The 19,313-nt window shown below is 32.3% G+C and carries 19 protein-coding genes; 8 read left to right on the top strand and 11 right to left on the bottom strand.

Translation table 11 applies throughout. The features are described from left to right. Positions 1-107: 107 nt before the first annotated feature. Entirely contained in the window at positions 108-962 is an 855-nt protein-coding gene (locus D1815_RS11305) for a polysaccharide lyase family 7 protein (protein WP_118387025.1), read from the top strand. A gap of 125 nt (positions 963-1,087) precedes the next feature. On the opposite strand, the gene prfA is transcribed toward D1815_RS11305, so the two are convergent. Then, complete coding sequence (gene prfA / locus D1815_RS11310) at positions 1,088-2,164, bottom strand: peptide chain release factor 1 (protein ID WP_027392420.1); 1,077 nt, start codon at positions 2,162-2,164, stop codon at positions 1,088-1,090. Positions 2,165-2,286: 122 nt separating this feature from the next. On the opposite strand from prfA, the gene D1815_RS11315 reads away from it, so the two are divergent. Both D1815_RS11315 and D1815_RS23640 read left to right on the top strand, forming a co-directional pair. After that, on the top strand, positions 2,287-2,658 hold the full coding sequence (locus D1815_RS11315; protein ID WP_118387027.1) for a hypothetical protein: 372 nt from the start codon (positions 2,287-2,289) through the stop codon (positions 2,656-2,658). A 109-nt stretch (positions 2,659-2,767) separates the two neighbouring features. Beyond that, positions 2,768-2,944, top strand: coding sequence for a hypothetical protein (locus D1815_RS23640; protein WP_158594415.1), 177 nt, complete (start codon positions 2,768-2,770; stop codon positions 2,942-2,944). 68 nt (positions 2,945-3,012) lie between these two features. Here the strand turns inward: D1815_RS23640 and D1815_RS11320 are convergent, their stop codons facing one another. Further along, a complete protein-coding gene (locus tag D1815_RS11320) occupies positions 3,013-3,507 on the bottom strand; it encodes a DUF1648 domain-containing protein (protein ID WP_118387029.1) in 495 nt (164 codons plus the stop codon). 60 nt (positions 3,508-3,567) lie between these two features. Between D1815_RS11320 and D1815_RS11325 the strand changes: the two genes are divergently transcribed. Next, complete coding sequence (locus tag D1815_RS11325) at positions 3,568-4,056, top strand: peptide-methionine (S)-S-oxide reductase (protein WP_118387031.1); 489 nt, start codon at positions 3,568-3,570, stop codon at positions 4,054-4,056. An 86-nt stretch (positions 4,057-4,142) separates the two neighbouring features. Here D1815_RS11325 and D1815_RS11330 read toward each other — a convergent pair whose 3' ends face one another. From D1815_RS11330 to D1815_RS11365, 8 genes are all read right to left on the bottom strand, one after another. Continuing rightward, positions 4,143-5,324, bottom strand: a complete 1,182-nt coding sequence (locus D1815_RS11330) for an AIR synthase related protein (RefSeq protein ID WP_118387033.1) — start codon at positions 5,322-5,324, stop codon at positions 4,143-4,145. A gap of 138 nt (positions 5,325-5,462) precedes the next feature. After that, entirely contained in the window at positions 5,463-6,953 is a 1,491-nt protein-coding gene (locus D1815_RS11335) for a carboxypeptidase regulatory-like domain-containing protein (RefSeq protein ID WP_233557608.1), read from the bottom strand. Positions 6,954-6,966: 13 nt separating this feature from the next. After that, on the bottom strand, positions 6,967-8,442 hold the full coding sequence (locus D1815_RS11340; RefSeq protein WP_118387037.1) for a CsgG/HfaB family protein: 1,476 nt from the start codon (positions 8,440-8,442) through the stop codon (positions 6,967-6,969). A gap of 6 nt (positions 8,443-8,448) precedes the next feature. Continuing rightward, entirely contained in the window at positions 8,449-8,856 is a 408-nt protein-coding gene (locus tag D1815_RS11345) for a curli production assembly/transport component CsgF (RefSeq protein ID WP_027392426.1), read from the bottom strand. A 16-nt stretch (positions 8,857-8,872) separates the two neighbouring features. Continuing rightward, positions 8,873-9,565, bottom strand: a complete 693-nt coding sequence (locus tag D1815_RS11350) for a CsgE family curli-type amyloid fiber assembly protein (RefSeq protein ID WP_158594453.1) — start codon at positions 9,563-9,565, stop codon at positions 8,873-8,875. A 50-nt stretch (positions 9,566-9,615) separates the two neighbouring features. Beyond that, positions 9,616-10,131, bottom strand: a complete 516-nt coding sequence (locus D1815_RS11355) for a hypothetical protein (RefSeq protein WP_118387041.1) — start codon at positions 10,129-10,131, stop codon at positions 9,616-9,618. 83 nt (positions 10,132-10,214) lie between these two features. Then, positions 10,215-11,405, bottom strand: a complete 1,191-nt coding sequence (locus D1815_RS11360) for a hypothetical protein (RefSeq protein ID WP_035084888.1) — start codon at positions 11,403-11,405, stop codon at positions 10,215-10,217. A 335-nt stretch (positions 11,406-11,740) separates the two neighbouring features. Continuing rightward, a complete protein-coding gene (locus tag D1815_RS11365) occupies positions 11,741-13,927 on the bottom strand; it encodes a glutamine synthetase III (RefSeq protein WP_027392430.1) in 2,187 nt (728 codons plus the stop codon). A gap of 220 nt (positions 13,928-14,147) precedes the next feature. Here D1815_RS11365 and D1815_RS11370 point away from each other — a divergent pair, with 220 nt between their 5' ends. After that, on the top strand, positions 14,148-15,170 hold the full coding sequence (locus D1815_RS11370) for a glutamine synthetase beta-grasp domain-containing protein (RefSeq protein ID WP_118387043.1): 1,023 nt from the start codon (positions 14,148-14,150) through the stop codon (positions 15,168-15,170). A gap of 292 nt (positions 15,171-15,462) precedes the next feature. Here D1815_RS11370 and D1815_RS11375 read toward each other — a convergent pair whose 3' ends face one another. Further along, positions 15,463-16,416: a calcium/sodium antiporter gene (locus D1815_RS11375; RefSeq protein ID WP_118387045.1), complete on the bottom strand. Its 954-nt coding sequence runs from the start codon at positions 16,414-16,416 to the stop codon at positions 15,463-15,465. 183 nt (positions 16,417-16,599) lie between these two features. Between D1815_RS11375 and D1815_RS11380 the strand changes: the two genes are divergently transcribed. The 3 genes from D1815_RS11380 (at position 16,600) to D1815_RS23925 (ending at position 19,204) form a co-directional block, all read left to right on the top strand. Continuing rightward, positions 16,600-16,956, top strand: a complete 357-nt coding sequence (locus D1815_RS11380; RefSeq protein ID WP_027392433.1) for a BlaI/MecI/CopY family transcriptional regulator — start codon at positions 16,600-16,602, stop codon at positions 16,954-16,956. 4 nt (positions 16,957-16,960) lie between these two features. Beyond that, positions 16,961-18,988 carry a M56 family metallopeptidase gene (locus D1815_RS11385; protein WP_118387047.1) on the top strand — a complete coding sequence of 676 codons (2,028 nt, stop codon included), beginning with the start codon at positions 16,961-16,963 and terminating at the stop codon, positions 18,986-18,988. 66 nt (positions 18,989-19,054) lie between these two features. After that, positions 19,055-19,204, top strand: coding sequence for a hypothetical protein (locus D1815_RS23925; protein WP_027392435.1), 150 nt, complete (start codon positions 19,055-19,057; stop codon positions 19,202-19,204). Positions 19,205-19,313 lie beyond the last annotated feature (109 nt).

Raw genomic sequence — 19,313 nt, forward strand, 5'->3', positions numbered from 1 at the left:
ATTAAAAGCGTGAAATTAACATTTTTTTTATTGTTTTTGGTTGACCAATATATAATTTGGTTAACCAAATAAATATAACACAAATTATAACTACTAATTTTACGATTATGACAATTTTAATTTACAAAAAAAGAAATATTATCAATTTATTATTTAAACCAACAGTACTCATTGTTCTTTTATTGACTGCTATTTCATGTGAAGAAGAAGCTATATCGGATACGGATATAACCAATATTGCAGAAGACAACGATCTTAATAATCTCTCTAAAGCATCTTCTGATACTCCTTGGGATTTTGATAGTTCTTACTCCAGTAATGATGATTTTCAAGTTGACAATGATGGTGGAGGAGCTCATAATTGGAATGAACGCGAATATAAGGATGATCCTAACGACAATGGTTTTGACATCACTGATTACATTTATGTTGACGGTAGTCGATTAATCTTACAGTGTCCAAATGGTAATGAAAGAAGAAGAGCCGAATATAGAGATCAAACCAATATTGATATGGATCGTAGAAATCGATTAGATCTCACCTTTGATGTTAGAGGTTATGACAACAGACACGAACTTATTTTAGCACAACTACATAATGATCATGGAGACGCTCGTAGACCATATGCAACTGTAGTGGCAGAAAACGGAAGAATTCGCTTACAAAGAACGAATGCACCTACAGGATCTAGTACTACAACCGCTGCAGAAACCATCCCATTCAGACAAAATGATCGGTACAGAATTAGAATGGAGACCCCTAATGGCTCACGAAATCTAGATGTAAGAATTGACAACCTAGACACTGGAGAAAGAGCCCGAAACACTTTTAGTTTTGATTCTGACTGGAGTAGATTAGATGGTAATTTTTATTGGAAGCATGGAGCCTATATGCCTGATGGAGGTTCGAATAATACACGTCAAAGAGTGGAAACAATTTCATTTGCTACCAACAGGACATAATAATTCAATTTCTTATTGACTAGTGATCGATTTTTTTTTAACCAAAATTATTCAGAAAAAAGGTTGTGCAAATATTTTTACACAACCTTTTTTCAATCCCATAAATATCACCCAACTCTATTCGATTAGAATACCTCGTTAGACTCTTTTAGTTTCTCTGTATTTTCTACCAGTTGTAACTCATCTATTATTTTCTGGATATCTCCATTAATAATATTACCAAGATCGTATAAAGTTAATCCTATACGATGATCAGTTACCCTACCTTGCGGATAATTATATGTTCTAATTTTTGCAGATCTATCACCAGAAGAAACCATACTCTTACGTTTTTCTGAATCAGCAGCTTGTTTCTTTTCTAATTCAATATCATATAAACGAGAACGTAGTACTTTTAAAGCTTTTTCTAAGTTTTTATGAGATGATTTCTGATCCTGACAACTAACAATCATACCTGTTGGCTCGTGATGCAACTTAATCGCAGAATATGTAGTATTTACAGATTGTCCTCCAGGACCTGTAGACGTAGTTCGTTCAATTCTTACTTCTGTCATATCGAGCTCTACATCAAACTCTTCTGCTTCTGGCAACACCATAACAGTTGCTGCACTAGTATGCACTCGTCCTTGAGTCTCCGTCTGAGGAACACGTTGTACACGATGTACTCCTGCTTCGAACTTCATTGTTCCGTACGCATCCTCACCATTTACTTCAAAAATAATTTCTTTATACCCTCCACTAGTTCCTTCACTAAGATCTACCACACTAGTACTCCATCCTTTACCTTCACAATACTTGGTATACATTCTGAATAAATCACCAGCAAAAATACTTGCTTCATCACCACCCGTTCCGGCACGAATCTCCACTACGCAGTTTTTAGCATCTTCTGGATCTTTAGGCACTAGCATATACCGTATTTTTTCCTCTAAAGCTGGTAACTCTTCTTTGGCCTCTTCTAATTGCATTTTTGCCATCTCCACCATTTCCGCATCGCTACCATCTGCAATTATCTCTTCCGCTTCTTTCTTATTATCAGTCAACTCTATATAATGATCTCTCTCATCCATCAATGCTTTTAGATCTTTATATTCTTTATTGAGCTGCACATACCTTTTTCGATCAGAAATAATATCTGGTTGAATAATAAGATCTGTTACCTCATCAAATCGTTGCTTTACAATATTTAATTTATCAATCATAGTTCTATCTATCCTGTAAGTAGAATTTACAAAAATACGTTTTTTTGTCCAAAGGTCATATTGACTTTTAATATTCTGGGGTATAATTATTAATATAAAAAAGTTGTATTTTTATCCTTCAAATGCTAAAAGGCTCGTACACATACAATCACAAACTACTTTTTAGTTGGTTTATCACACTTTTACTTTTCTTAGGTATTGGTGGCTATACAAATTATACCCAACCAATTTCTTATGAAAATACTATCGAATTAGTAATTTCTTCTAAGGAAAATAATCTTAAAACTACTTCTTACAACAAAGTCATAAAGAGTGACCAGAAATTTAGATATTATAATTCTGATTTACAATTCTTAGTAAGATTCCATAATAGCATCCACATTGTTAAGGGTAAAGAATTTAACAATACTATTTCTTTAACTTTAAAACATAAAATATTCTTTCCTAAGAACACTAATTACACTTCTGAGGAAAATTCTTTTCATATAGGGTAATCCCATTCTTTAAAGGCTTTTTAGCCAAAAAAAACAATTATTTACACCATTACCAACAACTGGTAGTACATATTACATTATTCCTAAAATGAAAAGGTTAAAAAAAATTATGAGACGTATCGTCTTACTGCTATTCATTATTATGGTAGCTATGATTCCTGTACCTATCTTTTTTCAAAAAAAAGAAGGAAAGTTTAATGATGAGAACACAATTGAACTTGTAGAGACAAAAGAAGAAGAAACAGAAACCAAAACAGTTCGGTTCAATGACGAACTAGGATCATAATAAACTAGGAAAAACAACTAAATTCTATATTCGAGAGTCTAGATACAAGCATCTAGACTCTTGAAAATCTAAGATATTTTTCTTGCCCCTAAAGCGAAGTAAATAATAGCACCAAAAATAATAATTAGAAAAACTGGTAAAAACCATATCCCTAAATTTTCAGAATGACCTAACGCAACCTGAACAGATTTATATAAAATAAAAACGAAAGTCCAGGTAATAGTTAGGTTTAACACTCGAATAAGCCTCGTACTATTCCTGTAATATTTAGATGCATTATCTTTAGTAAATGCTTTAGGGTAATTAAAAACATGAGGTGATTTATTTAAAACAAAAAGACCTGCCGCCAGAAACAAACCAATAATCGGAAGAAACCAAATCATGGATTTAGAATTATAATCATCTGGAGTTCCTTTTGCATTAAAATGAGTTGGAATCATTTCTGGAAGGTCCTTATAATAAAACAACGGAATTAAAATCAAAATAATCAAACCAATTAGCATTATTATTTCTAACAAAACATCTATCAATCCCTTTTCAACTTTAATAATTGGATTACCCATAATATAACTTTATAAAATTCAATATAATAATTAGAAATTAAATTACGATTTTTGAATGTAATGGGTAATTTAAAAATAGGACTAGGTGGAGGATGTCACTGGTGTACAGAAGCCGTTTTTCAATCCTTAAAAGGTATAACCTCCGTTGAACAAGGTTATATAAAAAGCACTGGAAACAACAACTCTTTTTCGGAAGCTGTAATCATAGTATTCTCACCCGAAATAATAAGTCTAAAGGACTTAATTGAAATTCATTTACTTACACACAAAAGCACCTCTAATCATAGTTTTAGAGAAAAATACCGAAGTGCGATTTATTATTTCAAAAATGAACAAAAGCCAATTATTGAAACAATTATTATTCAACTAAATGAAAATTTTCAAAATCGATTAATAACAAAAGTTTTAAAATTTAATTCTTTTAAACCTTCGAGAACAGAATTAACCAACTACTACAAGAAGGACCCAAAAAAACCGTTTTGCATACGATATATTCAACCCAAATTAGAGTTTCTTAGAAACAAGTATTGGGATAAAATGAATTTTTAAACAGGTAATCCTTAAAGATTTTGAAAAATTAGTATTCACAAGTTTTATACTTGTTTTATACAGATAGGACAATCCAACAATATAATTTAGTTATAAGTGTATGTTCCGAATTCGCTATTTATTGTTAGTTTCTTTTCATCTGATCCCTCAACACGTCCAACTATTTTAGCGTCTACATTAAAGTTTTTTGAAATTGAAATAATTTCATCTGCAATTTCTGGAGATACATATAACTCCATTCGATGCCCCATATTAAAAACTTGATACATTTCTTTCCAATCCGTACCAGAATTTTCTTGGATTAACTGAAATAAAGGAGGTACATCAAATAAATTATCTTTAATAATATGTAAATTATCTACAAAATGCAAAATTTTAGTTTGAGCTCCTCCACTACAGTGAACCATTCCATGAACGTCCGAACTATTAAACTTAGATAAAATACTTTTTATTATAGGTGCATAAGTTCTCGTTGGAGACAATACTAATTTACCAGCATCAATTGGTGCGTTTTTTACCTCATCTGTAAGGTTTGTTTTTCCAGAGTACACCAATTCAGAAGGTACTGCAGCATCAAAACTTTCAGGATATTTCTCCGCCAAAATCTTATGAAATACATCATGACGAGCAGAAGTAAGACCATTACTCCCCATACCGCCATTATATTCTTTTTCGTAAGTCGCTTGACCAAAAGAAGCCAAACCTACTATCACATCTCCTTCTTTTATATTAGCGTTATCAATAACATCTTTACGCTTTACACGAGCTGTTACCGTAGAGTCTACTATAATTGTTCGCACTAAGTCCCCTACATCAGCGGTTTCTCCACCAGTAGAATGGATAGTAACTCCAAAACCTTTTAATTCCTCTAATAACTCCTCAGTTCCATTAATAATTGCAGAAATTACTTCTCCAGGAATCAAATTCTTATTTCTTCCAATAGTAGAAGACAACATAATATTATCAGTTGCTCCAACACATAATAAATCATCTATATTCATTATTAAAGCATCTTGAGCTATACCTTTCCATACAGAAACATCTCCTGTTTCCTTCCAATACATATAAGCCAGAGAAGATTTGGTACCTGCTCCATCCGCATGCATTATCAAACAATAATCCTCGTCACCAGTAAGGTAATCCGGAACTATTTTACAAAATGCTTTTGGAAAAAGACCCTTATCTATGTTCTTTATAGCACTATGAACATCTTCTTTAGATGCCGAAACTCCACGCTGAGCGTAGCGTTTACTTACTTCTTGACTCATTATTACAGTATTAAACGGATAGTAAACCGCAAAGATAATTGAATTTACCTCAATCACTAAACTCAATATAAAAAATCCCAAATTCAAGTATTAATATTCTTGAATTTGGGACACAAAATATGTATCTCTAGAAAGATATTATTCCCAATCTGCCATAGAAGCGTTCGTAATTAAATCAGCTCTATTAGCTATTTCTAAAATTGACATTGTTTGTATGTTTTTTTGTGATATTCCATCATTAGAAGTGTTTACAAAAATAACGGAAGCTTCATTTGGAGAAAACCTTCCATCCAAATCATTAGTCCCAGCCGGTTTTTCAATTGAGATATCTAAATTAGAACTATCATCAAAATTATATATAAATATATGAGAATCTAATTGTCTATATTCACTGCTTTCAAAACCAGAAATATCACGACTATATAAAAGTTTAGTCCCATCAACAGAAAGATTTATACTTCCTGCAGCTCCGGAAACTCCTGACAATATTGTATCAAGAACAGTTCCTGATGTATTGATCGTAAAAATCGTTACCTCGTAGCCTTCTAAATTATTAGTCTTAAGTACAATTACATTATTATTATCATTCGTATCTACTTCTGAAATAAGATCTCCGTTAGAGGTTTGATAAACTAAAACTAGACCACTTCCATCAGCATTAATACTATATAATTTATCTTGATTAGGGAACAACAATTTAGCACCATTTTCTGTCCAAGAAAAATCGATTTCTCCTAAATTAAATCCAGCAACAGAAACTTGAGAAGTAACCTGCATCATTTGAGAACCATCTTCATTCATTGTAAACAAATGCGTCTGCGAACCAACAGATTGTAGAAAAGCAATCTTACCTGTTCCCACATGACGTCTAGGCCTAAAACTATTCTTAGTTTCTGATGTCAGTTGGATCTCTGTACTTCCTTGTTCATCCGCAGAATAAATTACTCCGTTATCATCGATTGATCTCGTATACACAATTCGATTATTTGGAGGACTCATAGTTTCAAAAGCAAAACTACTACTGTTTACAGAATCATTTATCCCATCATTACTACTTACTTGCCAAAAATATTTAACCTTATAGGAAAGATTGGTAAGCGTATAGGTTGTATCCGTAATATTTTCAAAAACTTCTACTTCAGAGTTTTCATCATTACGCAAAGTAATCGTATAAGTAAGAGCATCATCATCAGGATCAGAACCTGTCCAAACTAATGTAACCTCCAATGGTTGATCTACAGAATTATCTGCTGGCGAATCTAAGATTGCAGCATCAGGTGCTCTATTACCAGCCGTCTCTACATCCATCTCAAAAACGATCTCCAACTCTCGATCAGCAATAATTGATATCGCTTCAAATTGCGCTAATAATCCATCTCTCTGAGCGGCAAGAGAATAATCACCAGAAGGAATATTCTCAATAATATATTCTCCATCAGCATCAGTAAAAACTGTGCTTGAAGAAGGGTTTGTAGATATTTTCACATTCTCTAGAGGCTCATTGGTTCCCACGGCCACGACTCTTCCTCTAACAGCACCCAAACCTTCTAAATCTATTGTATCTTCGCTACACGAAGTGATAGCAAAAACCATAAATACTGTTATTATTTTTATTATGTATTTTTTCATTTTCATCAGGGTTTTATCCTTTAGGAACTTCACCATTTTCAATTACTTGTCGATTTCTTTTTTTTAGTTTTCTAAGCTCTTTATCTTCTCTTCGTTTTTGTTTACGAAGTTCTTTATCCATTTTCAAAGGAGTTTTAAAATACCAATTTAAACCTAAAGAAAAATTAAAATATTGATCATCTCTTTTACCTTGAGTAACATTATCTAACTTATCACCTAATACAAGATTATGGGTAGCACCTAGTGACACTCCTATATGATCAGAGACTAAATATTCGATACCTCCTCCATATTGAAATTTAAAAAAGGTTCTATCAAAATCATCACTATTTACAGTTCCCATTCCTCCAAAGAAATAAGGTGTAAGTTTTTCAAAAGGCAATAGAGTCAACTCTGCATTTACATCAATTGCATGAAACCCCTCTGAGAATGCTCCTTCATTTCGCAATTCAAACTTACTAATACTTGCATTAGCATTTAAGTATGGATTAAAATACCACTTACCTCCTACTCCTATGGAATATGATAAATCCGCGTTATTATAATCTCCACTAATAAGAGCCATTCCTCCGTTAGCGAATAATGATTTTTCTCCTCGTCTTTCTTTAAAATATCGTTCATAGAGCCCAGTATTATGCGCTTCATTCTTCTCTTCATTATAATCTGCTACTAACGCATTTACTTTTTCTGGTTCTGCTTTGGAACTCCAAAGCTTATCTTCTATACCTTCTATTATCAAGGCTTCAACTGCCTTTTCTATCGCTTCAGAAACCGCTATCTGTCCGGGTTCATTTTTGGTAAAACCAGTTTCGGCTTCTAACAATCTACTGAACTTAACATATCTAAAAAAACTAGCATCTAATGCCTGTGATAATATTGTTTTAGAGACATAAACTGTTTTTAAAATTTTACCACTTGATGTAGAAACAGCTCTTAAATATACCGTAATTCTATCTTGTCTATACTGAGTAGAACCACCTATTCCAAAATATCTTGCTCCCAATCCTCCCGTAATGATATTAGAGTCATAGGAAACAATACCACCTTCCAAAATAATTCCAGCATACAATAATGGTGGTAATTGAGGTTCTTTAGAATTTTTATTTTTTCTATATTCTTTTCTAGTAGAACGAATAATATTTCGCTCATTCAATAAATTACTAAGATTTTCTCTTTCGATAGGTACGAACCACTTAGAATCTTCTAAGGCTTTTACCAAAATGGTAGTTGCCCCTTGAGTAACAGCGGTACTAAATGTACTTCCTGCTTCAGTAGGCTTATACTGACCTGTTTGATCTCTAAATTTATACACTCCTACCACTACAGGTTCCGTAGGCCTGGGAAAATCTCTTAAAGTCTGAGTAAACTGTGTATCCTCCCCAATTCTTGCTTGTTCTATTGTAATAGGCTGATTAAAATAGGTTCCACATCCGGACAACAATATGACACAAGAAATTACTAGAATTACTTGATAAAACTTATGACGCATTAAAAATTAATTAGGAATTATTACTTGAGATTGATCTCCGGTGCTAGTATCTAAAATGTTTATCACCAATCCTTCTCCAGAGGGAAAAATCTCAATAAACAATGTTCCAAAACTAAAAGTACCTTCAGTTAGTCCCTCTTGTCCGAATTGTTCATTAAATAAAGTTCTGGATATCTGACTTAATAATTGGTTATTTAGACTTTCTGTAAATCTTTCTAACTCTGATCTATCATCAGCGTTCGGATCATTTTCATCTGTAAATGTATTCTGGGCCTCTGCAGAACTTAACAGCCATTGATAATTAAAAGTATCACCTCCAAAAGCAGGGTTTTTTGGCCGATATACTAAGTCTTGTCCATAGCTAAATTGAAAAGCTGAGAAAACAAGCAAAGTAGTTACTATGATTGACTTCATATGTTTTAATAAGTAATTAATACTGAAAAATATCTCTTTTTTGTTTTTTAAGATCTTTAAAATATTTGTAAACCCGACGTATTGAAATTTTAGACATTTGCTCTAAATATTCTACATCTGGTTTCCCAAGGAATTCATGAATGACTCTATCTTCTATTTTAACCTGGATAATTGTACTTCTACCAAAACTAAGTTTTTCATAAACTCCAACTATTTTAGAACCATTTATTCTATTTAGTGTATAAGAATTATAAAAAAACTCATAAAAATCCTTTCCAGGTTTTGTTTTTGTTTCTTCAATAACAATACCTTTTAATTCGATACCATCATCTTCTACGTACTCTTCTTCTTTTTCTTTTTTTTTCGTTTGTTCATTAAAGGCAATTCGATCTTTACCCACTATTGTTTCTTCTTCATAAATCAACAAAAGTATCACAATTTTATCTTGCTCATCGACACCTACAGATGTAGCAGCAAGACTCTTTTGTTCATTAGCTTCTAATGTAAATCTTTCTTCTTGATTGTTTTTAGTAACATTATTTTTGCTGTCTGTTCTAAAAACTGAAAATGTATATTTTAAACTTTTATAAACCTCTGTAGCATTTGTCGCTTCTGCACTAATAGAAACAATATCATCTATTCTTTCTGTTTTAATCTTAGCGACTACTTCTATATTGGTATGCTGACCATTCGAGAATTGAAATACCAAAAAAAACAGTATGACCAGTTTAAAGTTCATAAGAAGTAATAAAATATCGTTTAAAAACTCCTAACAATAATTGTACGAGCATTACCCGTCATTTTAAACTTTAAATTTTTAGTTAGCTCGTTACTACCAAATCGTTCGAATGACAGATTATCTCCTTCTTGAAGAATTTCGAGATTTGTTGAAACATCTCGGTTAAATGAAAAATCTATTACTGAATTATTATTACCGTTCTGAGTTATTAACTTTTCAATTTCGCGAGAAGTTTCATTTATATCAATTAAATTTTGCTCTCCATTCTGACTTAAACGAATATCGGACCGCTCCGCTGTTATATTAGAAAACACCTGGTTATTAGCACCTACTTGCTGGATAAATACTGCGCTATTATTTATCATACTCTCTCTTGCAAGCTGCACATTAGTATTACTTTCTATTTGATTCAGTGTTATGAATCGTTCTTGACTCCCTACCAATGATTCATCTCGGTTCTCGCTATTCTGAGCGTAGGAATTTCCACAGAGAAATAAGCCTAACGCTATGATATAAAATGTGAAGTATTTTTTCATTAGTAAAAGGGTTTTAAAAGTAGTAAAAGAGTTACACTAACTAAAGGTCAGTGTAACTCTCTCAAATATATTAAAAATATTTCTTAAAGCTCTCCTCCAGAACCGCTCTGTGTTACAACAGCAGCGTTACCTGTTCCACTTTGAAGAATGATACTACTATGAGACTCTCCAGTTTGAGTTACAAAAGTAGTGTTACCTGTTCCAAACTGAGTATCTTGTGCAAAGTTAGAATCTCCTAATTGGAAAATATCACTGATATTACTAGCTCCATTTTGTAAAGATTCTGCAATGTTTTCATCTCCTATTTGTCCTTGAAGTACTAAGTTTCCTTCTCCGAAAATACCGAAGTCACCTTCTTGAGAAGCTGAAGCAACATTTCCATTACCTGATTGGAACTGACTTGCAATATTATCTCCACCGAAAAATGCTAAATTTTGAGTTGCAGAAACAGAGTTTCCATCACCTAACTGAGTTTGAATAATAAAATTATTATCTTCTTCGTGTTGAGCAAATGCCTCGTTCTCGTCTCCAGACTGTAATTGATCAACGACACCACCTCTAGAATCAAAGAAACTACTACCTTGTAATGAAGTAGCTACGTTACCTCCACCAGTTTGTGATTGAATTAACGTATTATTTGTTCCCCACTGCTCTCCACTTGCTAAGTTAGCTTCACCAACTTGTCTCTGGTCAGCAGTATTAACATCTCCTACTTGCGCCATAGAAGCTGTATTAAAAGAACCATCCTGAATAATTAAACTAAAGTTTTCTTCACCTCCTTGAGAAGTAGTTGCTGTGTTAGCATCTCCAAACTGACCTTGACCAGCATAATTTAATGATCCATTTCCGAAGAAACCAGCTCCTTCTTGAGAGATCGTAGCATTGTTACCATTACCTTCTTGAAGTTGCTCAGAAAGATTATCTCCACCAAAATTTAATAAATTTTGAGTAGCAGAAGCAGTATTTCCGTTTCCTATTTGTACTTGATAAACTTCATTTCTGTCCTCTTCATGCTGAGCGAATGCGCTATTCTTATCTCCTGTTTGCATTTGAGTAACAATTCCGTTTCTAGAAGCGAATGCTTCACTACCCTGAATAGCTTCTGCATTATTACCTGCTCCTAATTGAGTTGTAGTGTTTGTATTTGCTAAACCTACTTGCGTAATGTTAGCAGCATTCATATCACCCGATTGATCAACGCTACTAGCATTTGACTGTGCAACCATCACTGACGCGCTTAATAAAGTTGCTAGACTAAAAATTACTTTTTTCATACGTAAAATATATTAAATTTGATTAATAATTCAATTCTCAATAAACATTTTGGGGCGTACGATTGAGTGATAGATATTTATCAATACCTAACGCTCTTTCCTTATAAAAAATCTGGGGGAGTCGTTCTGCAAATAATATTTATGCGCTATTGCCGAACAAAGCAAATTTATGAAAACCTTAAGGGTATTTTTACATATTCTGTAAGAATTCGACAAAATGCATTACGGAAAAGCCATAAAAACCAGAGTTTTATATGATTTTGTCAAGGGTTTAACAGATATTAATTTTTTGTTAAGAATAAAACAAAAAAAATAAATGGTCAGTAAATTCTTACCTATCTAGTAAAAAGAAGCTCTCTGTACTTAGTTAAAGGCCACAACTCATCATCTACCAACAACTCTAATTCGTCACAACTATATCGAATCTGATCAAAGAGAGGTTTTACTTTCTTACAATAATCTAAGGCCTTCTTTTCTATATTAGATAATTTGTTAGCTTTTCTTCGTTCTTCGGTCATTTCATTGACTTTAGTATTTATCTCACCAATATGTTTAGAAATTTCTTCTATAATCTCCATCTGTTCTTTTGCATATTTCTTAAAATCTTTATCATAGAGATTTTTTAATCCAGAAACATTACTAATTAGCATGTTTTGATACTTAATCGCTGTAGGAATAATATGATTCCTTGCTACATCACCCAATACCCGACCTTCAATCTGAATACGCATTACATATTCTTCGATTTCGATTTCATAACGTGCCTCTGCTTCTATTTTATTCATTACACCCATTTCTTCGAAAAGGTCTATTGTTTTTTTAGAAACCTTGGCTTTTAATGCTTCTGGAGTTGTTTTATTATTACTAAGACCTCGCTTTTTAGCTTCTTTCTCCCAAGCCTCTCCATATCCATTACCTTCAAAAAGAATACTTTTAGATTGCTTAATATACTCTCTTAATACATTAAAGATCGCCTCATCCTTTTTTAGACTTTTCTTATCGATTAGCACATCAACTTCTTTCTTAAATTCCACAAGTTGTTTTGCCACTATAGTATTTAATATTGTCATCGGATTAGCACAATTCGCTTTTGACCCAACCGCCCTGAATTCAAACTTGTTTCCAGTAAACGCAAAAGGAGATGTTCTATTACGATCCGTATTATCTAGCAAGATTTCAGGAATTTTACCAACTACATTAAGCTTTAAATCCGTTTTTTCTTTTGGAGATAACTTACCGTCAGTAACACCTTCTAATTCTTTTAGGACAGAAGTAAGTTGCTCTCCTATAAAAACAGACATAATAGCAGGTGGGGCTTCATTAGCTCCTAACCGATGATCATTACTAGCCGAAGCTATTCCTGCTCTCATCAACTCTTCGTGCTCATTAATAGCCTTAATTGTATTTATAAAAAATGTTAAAAACTGAAGATTACTCATTGGTGTTTTACCAGGTCCTAATAAATTTACACCTGTATTCGTACTTAATGACCAATTATTATGTTTACCGGATCCATTTACTCCTGCAAAAGGTTTTTCGTGTAGCAGAACCTTTAGATTATGCCTAGAAGCAACTTTTTCCATAATATCCATTAATAAAGAATTATGATCAACTGCTAGATTAGTTTCCTCATAAATAGGAGCAAGTTCAAATTGATTCGGAGCTACTTCATTATGTCTAGTTTTTACAGGAATACCCAATAACATACATTCAATTTCCAAATCTCTCATAAAAGCCAAAGCCCTATTAGGAATACTCCCAAAATAATGATCATCCAACTGCTGCCCTTTGGCAGAAGAATGACCTAAAAGAGTTCTACCAGTCATTACAAGATCCGGACGAGACTCTACTAAAGCTCGATCTATTAAAAAATATTCTTGCTCCCATCCTAATGAAGCATTTACTTTTTTTACATTTTTATCAAAATACTTCGCAATTGCTGTAGCCGCAGTATCAACTGCATGTAAAGCCCTTAACAATGGCGTTTTATAATCTAGAGCTTCTCCTGTGTAAGCAACAAATACAGTTGGTATACATAAAGTAGTTCCATAAATAAATGCTGGAGATGTAGGATCCCAAGCAGTATAACCCCTAGCCTCGAATGTATTACGAATACCTCCATGAGGAAAAGAAGAAGCATCGGGCTCCTGTTGTACCAACTGACCTCCACCAAATTTTTCTATACCTAAACCATTACCTATAGTTTCGAAAAACGCGTCATGTTTTTCTGCAGTCGCTCCCGTAAGAGGTTGAAACCAATGTGTATAATGAGTTACTCCTTTTGACAATGACCAATCTTTCATTGCAGATGCAATCTGATCGGCAATTCTTCTATCAATCTTAGTTCCATGATCAATCGCATCCATAACGCTGCTATAAGCGTCCTTGGTCAAATATTGGAGCATCGTTGATTGATTAAATACATTCTCCCCAAACAAGACAGATCTACGTTCTGTTTCTGTAATTACCACAGAACTACGATTTAATGCTTCTTTTAATGCTTGGAATCTAAGTGTTGACATAATTGAATAAGTTTTTTTACAAATATAAAAGAAGTTTTTATTGTTAATATTAAAAAAATGCTCTTTAAAAATTAAAATAAAACCAAAATACCCTACAAAAAAGTAGGGTGTTGATAAAAATTAATAAAAAAACCACAATTGACCCCCTATTTTTTTTCCGTTATCACAAAATAAAACTAATTTTGAAACCTTTAAGAGTTCAATTTATAAAGTGTTAATTATGAGTAAAGCTAAATTAGAATACATTTGGTTAGATGGTTATAAGCCAACTGCTAATCTAAGAAGTAAAACAAAAGTTGAAGATGATTTTAGTGGAAAGCTTGAAGATTGTCCTGTATGGTCTTTTGATGGTAGTTCTACGAAACAAGCAGAAGGTGGATCTTCTGACTGTTTATTAAAGCCAGTTGCTATTTATCCAGATCCAACAAGAAGAAATGGATACCTAGTAATGACAGAGGTTCTTAATGCTGATGGAACTCCGCACGAATCAAATGCAAGAGCTACAATTGATGATGATGGTGATTTCTGGTTTGGTTTCGAACAGGAATACTTTATTATGGACAGAAATACTCAGTTACCTTTAGGCTTCCCTGTAGGTGGATATCCTGGACCACAAGGTATGTACTACTGTTCTGTTGGAGGTAGAAATACTCATGGTAGAGATTTTGTAGAAGAACACGCTGACTTATGTATTGATGCTGGTCTTAACTTTGAAGGGATCAACCAAGAAGTTGCAAGTGGACAATGGGAATTCCAATTATTCTCTAAAGGAGCTAAGAAAGCTGGAGATGAAATATGGGTAGCTAGATACTTACTAGATAGACTTACAGAAAAATATGGATACTATATTGAATATCACCCAAAACCAGTAAAAGGTGACTGGAATGGTTCTGGTATGCACGCTAACTTCTCTAACGAAATATTAAGAACTTGTGGTTCTAAAGAAGTTTATGAAACTATATGTGAAGCATTTAGACCAGTAACTAAAGAGCACATTGCTGTTTACGGTGAATTTAATGACCAAAGATTAACAGGAGAACACGAAACTCAATCTATTAATGAATTTTCTTACGGAGTATCAGATAGAGGAGCTTCAATAAGAATTCCTATTATCACTGTAGAGAATGGATGGAAAGGATGGTTAGAAGATCGTCGTCCTGCATCTAATGGTGATCCTTATAAAATCGCTGCTAGAATCGTTAAGACTGTTAAAACCGCTGATGTTTCAGCAATCACCGCCTAATGATTTTAAGCAAGTAACTAACTAAATTTGTTAAACGCAAAAAAGCCTTCAAAATACTTTGAAGGCTTTTTTATTCTCTTATCCTAAATAAAATACCAATTTAAACTACCATAGCACTAATAACACATTAAAAACAGAGATTACATCTTATTAAACCTAAAAAAAGAATAAGCTACATCCCGCAATAACTATGTATGTGTATAAATTTCTATTGCAAGAAAAAATCAAACTAACAGTAAATAAATCAATTTAAAACAAACTAACAGAAACCATTAAGCTTACATAAAACTATCTACTTAAAAAAAACCAAGGCAATAAACACGCAATAACAAGAAAAGATCAAAAATCCTTTTGGTCTACCTAAAACCATTTTTTTGGGAATAAATGCCAAAGGCAATAAAATCATTGCAAATCCTAACATCCAAAATATATCTATATTCATTAAACGAGTATCTGTTACAGCGATAGGTTGAATTAAAGAAGTAACACCTAAAACAGATGCGATATTAAAAATATTAGAACCTATAAGATTTCCTAGAGAAATTGCTTTTTCTTGTTTCAATGCAGCAATTACTGAAGCTGCCAATTCGGGAACACTAGTCCCAATTGCAACCATCGTAAGACCAATCACAGCTTCACTAACTCCCATTCTAGTTGCTATATCCTTGGCTCCTTCTACTAACAACTCTGAACCAAAATACAAAGCTACACCACCAATGAGCAACCAGAGAATCATTTTAAAATTAGATATCTTTTCTAACGAATCATCAACATCTTCTACCGTTTTATCAGCGTGCTTTCTTGCTCTTCCTATCAACAAAAACATATACACAAAAAGTGATCCTAATAATACCCCTCCTTCAACTCTGGTAAGAACACCATCATTATCTAAGAAAAAATAAAGTACTAAAGACAAAAGCATCATCACTGGCCAATTAAACTTATAAAAATCTTTATCTATAGCCAATGGACCAATTAATGCAGTAATACCTAAAACCAACCCAATGTTAGCAACGTTTGATCCAATCACATTACTCAAAGAAAGATCAGCAGAACCTCCCAAAGCGGCCTGTAAGCTAACTAATAACTCTGGCGCAGAAGTAGCAAAAGAAACTACTGTAAGACCTATCACCATTTTTGAAAGCTTTAATCTAAAAGACAATGCCACCGAAGAACGTACTAAATATTCTCCTCCAACTACAAGAAGTACAAATCCTATAATTACAAAAAGTACACTCTGAATCATATGCTGTTAATTTGTTTGCGAATATAAAATAAGTATACCATATGTAATGAATATAACAATCATTTTTTAGTAGTAACTCTGCTTAAAAAACAAATGAAAACTATTAAAATAGTTAAATAACTATAAAAATAGTTGTGAAACTAATTATGTAGTTATATATTTGAACTCATATAAAAAGATAAAATGGAAAAACTTACTAATAAGGAAGAGGAGATCATGCAAGCGCTATGGAAATTAGAAAAAGCTTTTGCTAAAGAGGTTCAAGCTGAATTAAACAATACTGTTCATTATAATACAGTATCGACTATCATAAGAAACCTTGAAGAAAAAGGGTACATTGATCATAAAGCATATGGAAAAACACACCAATACTTCCCTGTTATTACAAAAGAAATGTACAGAAACAACTTTGTTAGTAAAGCGATGAGTCAATACTTTAATGACTCTTACAAAAACATGGTTTCTTTTTTTGCTAAAGAAGAGAAAATAACCGCAGAAGAGTTGAGAGAGATTTTAGATGTAATCGAACAAAAAAAATAAACTTATGGAAGCTTTTTTAATCTATTTAGTTAAGTCCAGTATTGTATTATCCTTATTTTACCTTGTTTATTTTTTTCTTTTAAGAAAGGACACTTTCTTTACAGTTAATAGACACTTCTTACTTACAGGAATTGTAAGCGCTCTATTACTACCACTCTTAGAGTTCACAACAATAGAATTTATAGAACAACCTAATTTTCAGATAATAGAAGTTAATTCTTCAACTGCTTCTATTTCCGAAAATCAGACAACGTCGATAGACTGGTGGGTTATAATCTTTAGCACATATATCACTATTACCTCCATTTTATTAATACGATTTATTTTTCAACTTGTATCCTTACAAAGGATATTTAAAAAAAGTCCTAATAAACGAAATAATGGGTTTTCTTTCTTAAAAACCGAAGAAGATATCGCTCCATTTTCTTTCTTTAAATACATCATATTCAATCCCACATTACACGAATCTAAAGAACTAGAAATGATCATAAAACATGAAAAAATTCATGCCAAACAATATCATACACTAGATATACTGATCGCCAATGTTTTTGTGATATTTCAGTGGATCAACCCTTTTTCTTGGATATACAAAAAAAGTTTACAGCAAAATTTAGAATTTATCGCTGATCAAGAGGCCGTACGAGATATTCCTTCAAAAAAAGAGTATCAATTAACACTGGTCAAAGTATCATCTAATAATTATTCATCTATCACCAATAATTTTTATCAATCATTAATCAAAAAACGAATCGTTATGCTAAACAAAAAGGAATCAAAAAATCAAAATTTATGGAAAGCAACCATTATCTTACCATTGCTAAGTTTATTTTTATGGAGTTTTAACACTAAAACAGAAATACAATATATCCAAAACAAAACTTCTGATCAAGCCACAACTACTATAGAAGATATAGCACCTAATGAAACTGATAATATTATTAAAAAGGAGAAATTCCCTGTAAAAAAGAAAGAGGATTCTAAAAAAGAGTACCCAACCAATAATACACCTAACAAAGAAAAAGTAATCCTATCAACCAAGTTCCCTAAACAAGAAAATATTGAAGAAAACAAAACTGGTGTAAAAAAAGAAGTCCTTGCAAAAAGTAAGAAAAATACGATTGAGTTTGTAATCAATAAGAAATCCACCAAAAAAGATCTTGAAAAAATAAAGCGGATTTTAAAAAATGAATATAACGTAAAAGTGACTTTTAGTGATGTCGAACGCGACAGTAATAATGACATCACTAGTATAAGTGTTGATGTATCATCTAAAAACAGTAATGCTAATTTTTCATTATCAAATGATTCTCCAATTACACCATTAGTTTTATCCTATAATAGTAAAGAAGACAAAATAAACATCGGACAATCCAGCAATAACATTTGGATCAGCAAGAATAAGGGAAGTAAACATAGTGATACACATATTATAGAAATTAATTCTGATGATGACGAAGAAAGTATTTTTATTGTAGAAGGTGATAAAAAGAAAAAAAGAAAAGTATCACGAAAAAAAGATGGAAAAAACACAATTTTCATAAAAACTGATGACAATCAAAGTCATTTATCTTTTCACTCCAACGGTAGCAAAACACTTTTTGATTTTGATAATGATTCTGATAAAGACCCTTTATACATTATCGATGGAAAAGAAGCTAGTAAAAAAGAAGTGAAAAAGCTGAAGACTGATGAGATACAAAGTATAGATGTATCCAAAGGAAAAGAAAATGTAATGAAATATGGAAAAAAAGGAGAAGATGGTGTCATTCATATTACAACAAAAAAGAGCGCGAAAAAAGAAACTGGTTTTGATATTAGAATAGATAAAGAGGATATCCAAATTGGATCATCTAATGACAACGAACCGAAGCCCTTAATTTTTATTAATGGAAAAGAATCTAAATACAGTGAACTCACCAACATAAATCCGGATAATATAGCATCTGTAAATGTCTATAAATCCTTAAAAGCAATCACTAAATTTGGCTCTAAAGGAGAAAATGGTGTTGTAGAAGTTATATTGAAATAACGAAATCAATATCACAATTACTTAAAAACTCACTTAAATTTAAGTGAGTTTTTTTATTTTAGATATATGAAAAAACAGCTTTTTATATTTTTAGCAAAATTAAACAAACTATTACTTCCTAGTTTTACAAAACGACAACTGGATCTTAGTAAAGCTTCTAAACTACAAATGCTAATTTTTGGTTGGAGATTATATGTAACCAAAAGAGCTCTTTAGTATCCGCTTAAATACAAACAACAAACTCTGATAAGAAAGAATTATATTCTGCAACATCCATTTTCCTTTTTCGTATTTATATTGAATTCATTTCAATTAAAAATCGAAA

The sequence above is a fragment of the Aquimarina sp. AD1 genome, assembly GCF_003443695.1.
GTDB lineage: Bacteria > Bacteroidota > Bacteroidia > Flavobacteriales > Flavobacteriaceae > Aquimarina > Aquimarina latercula.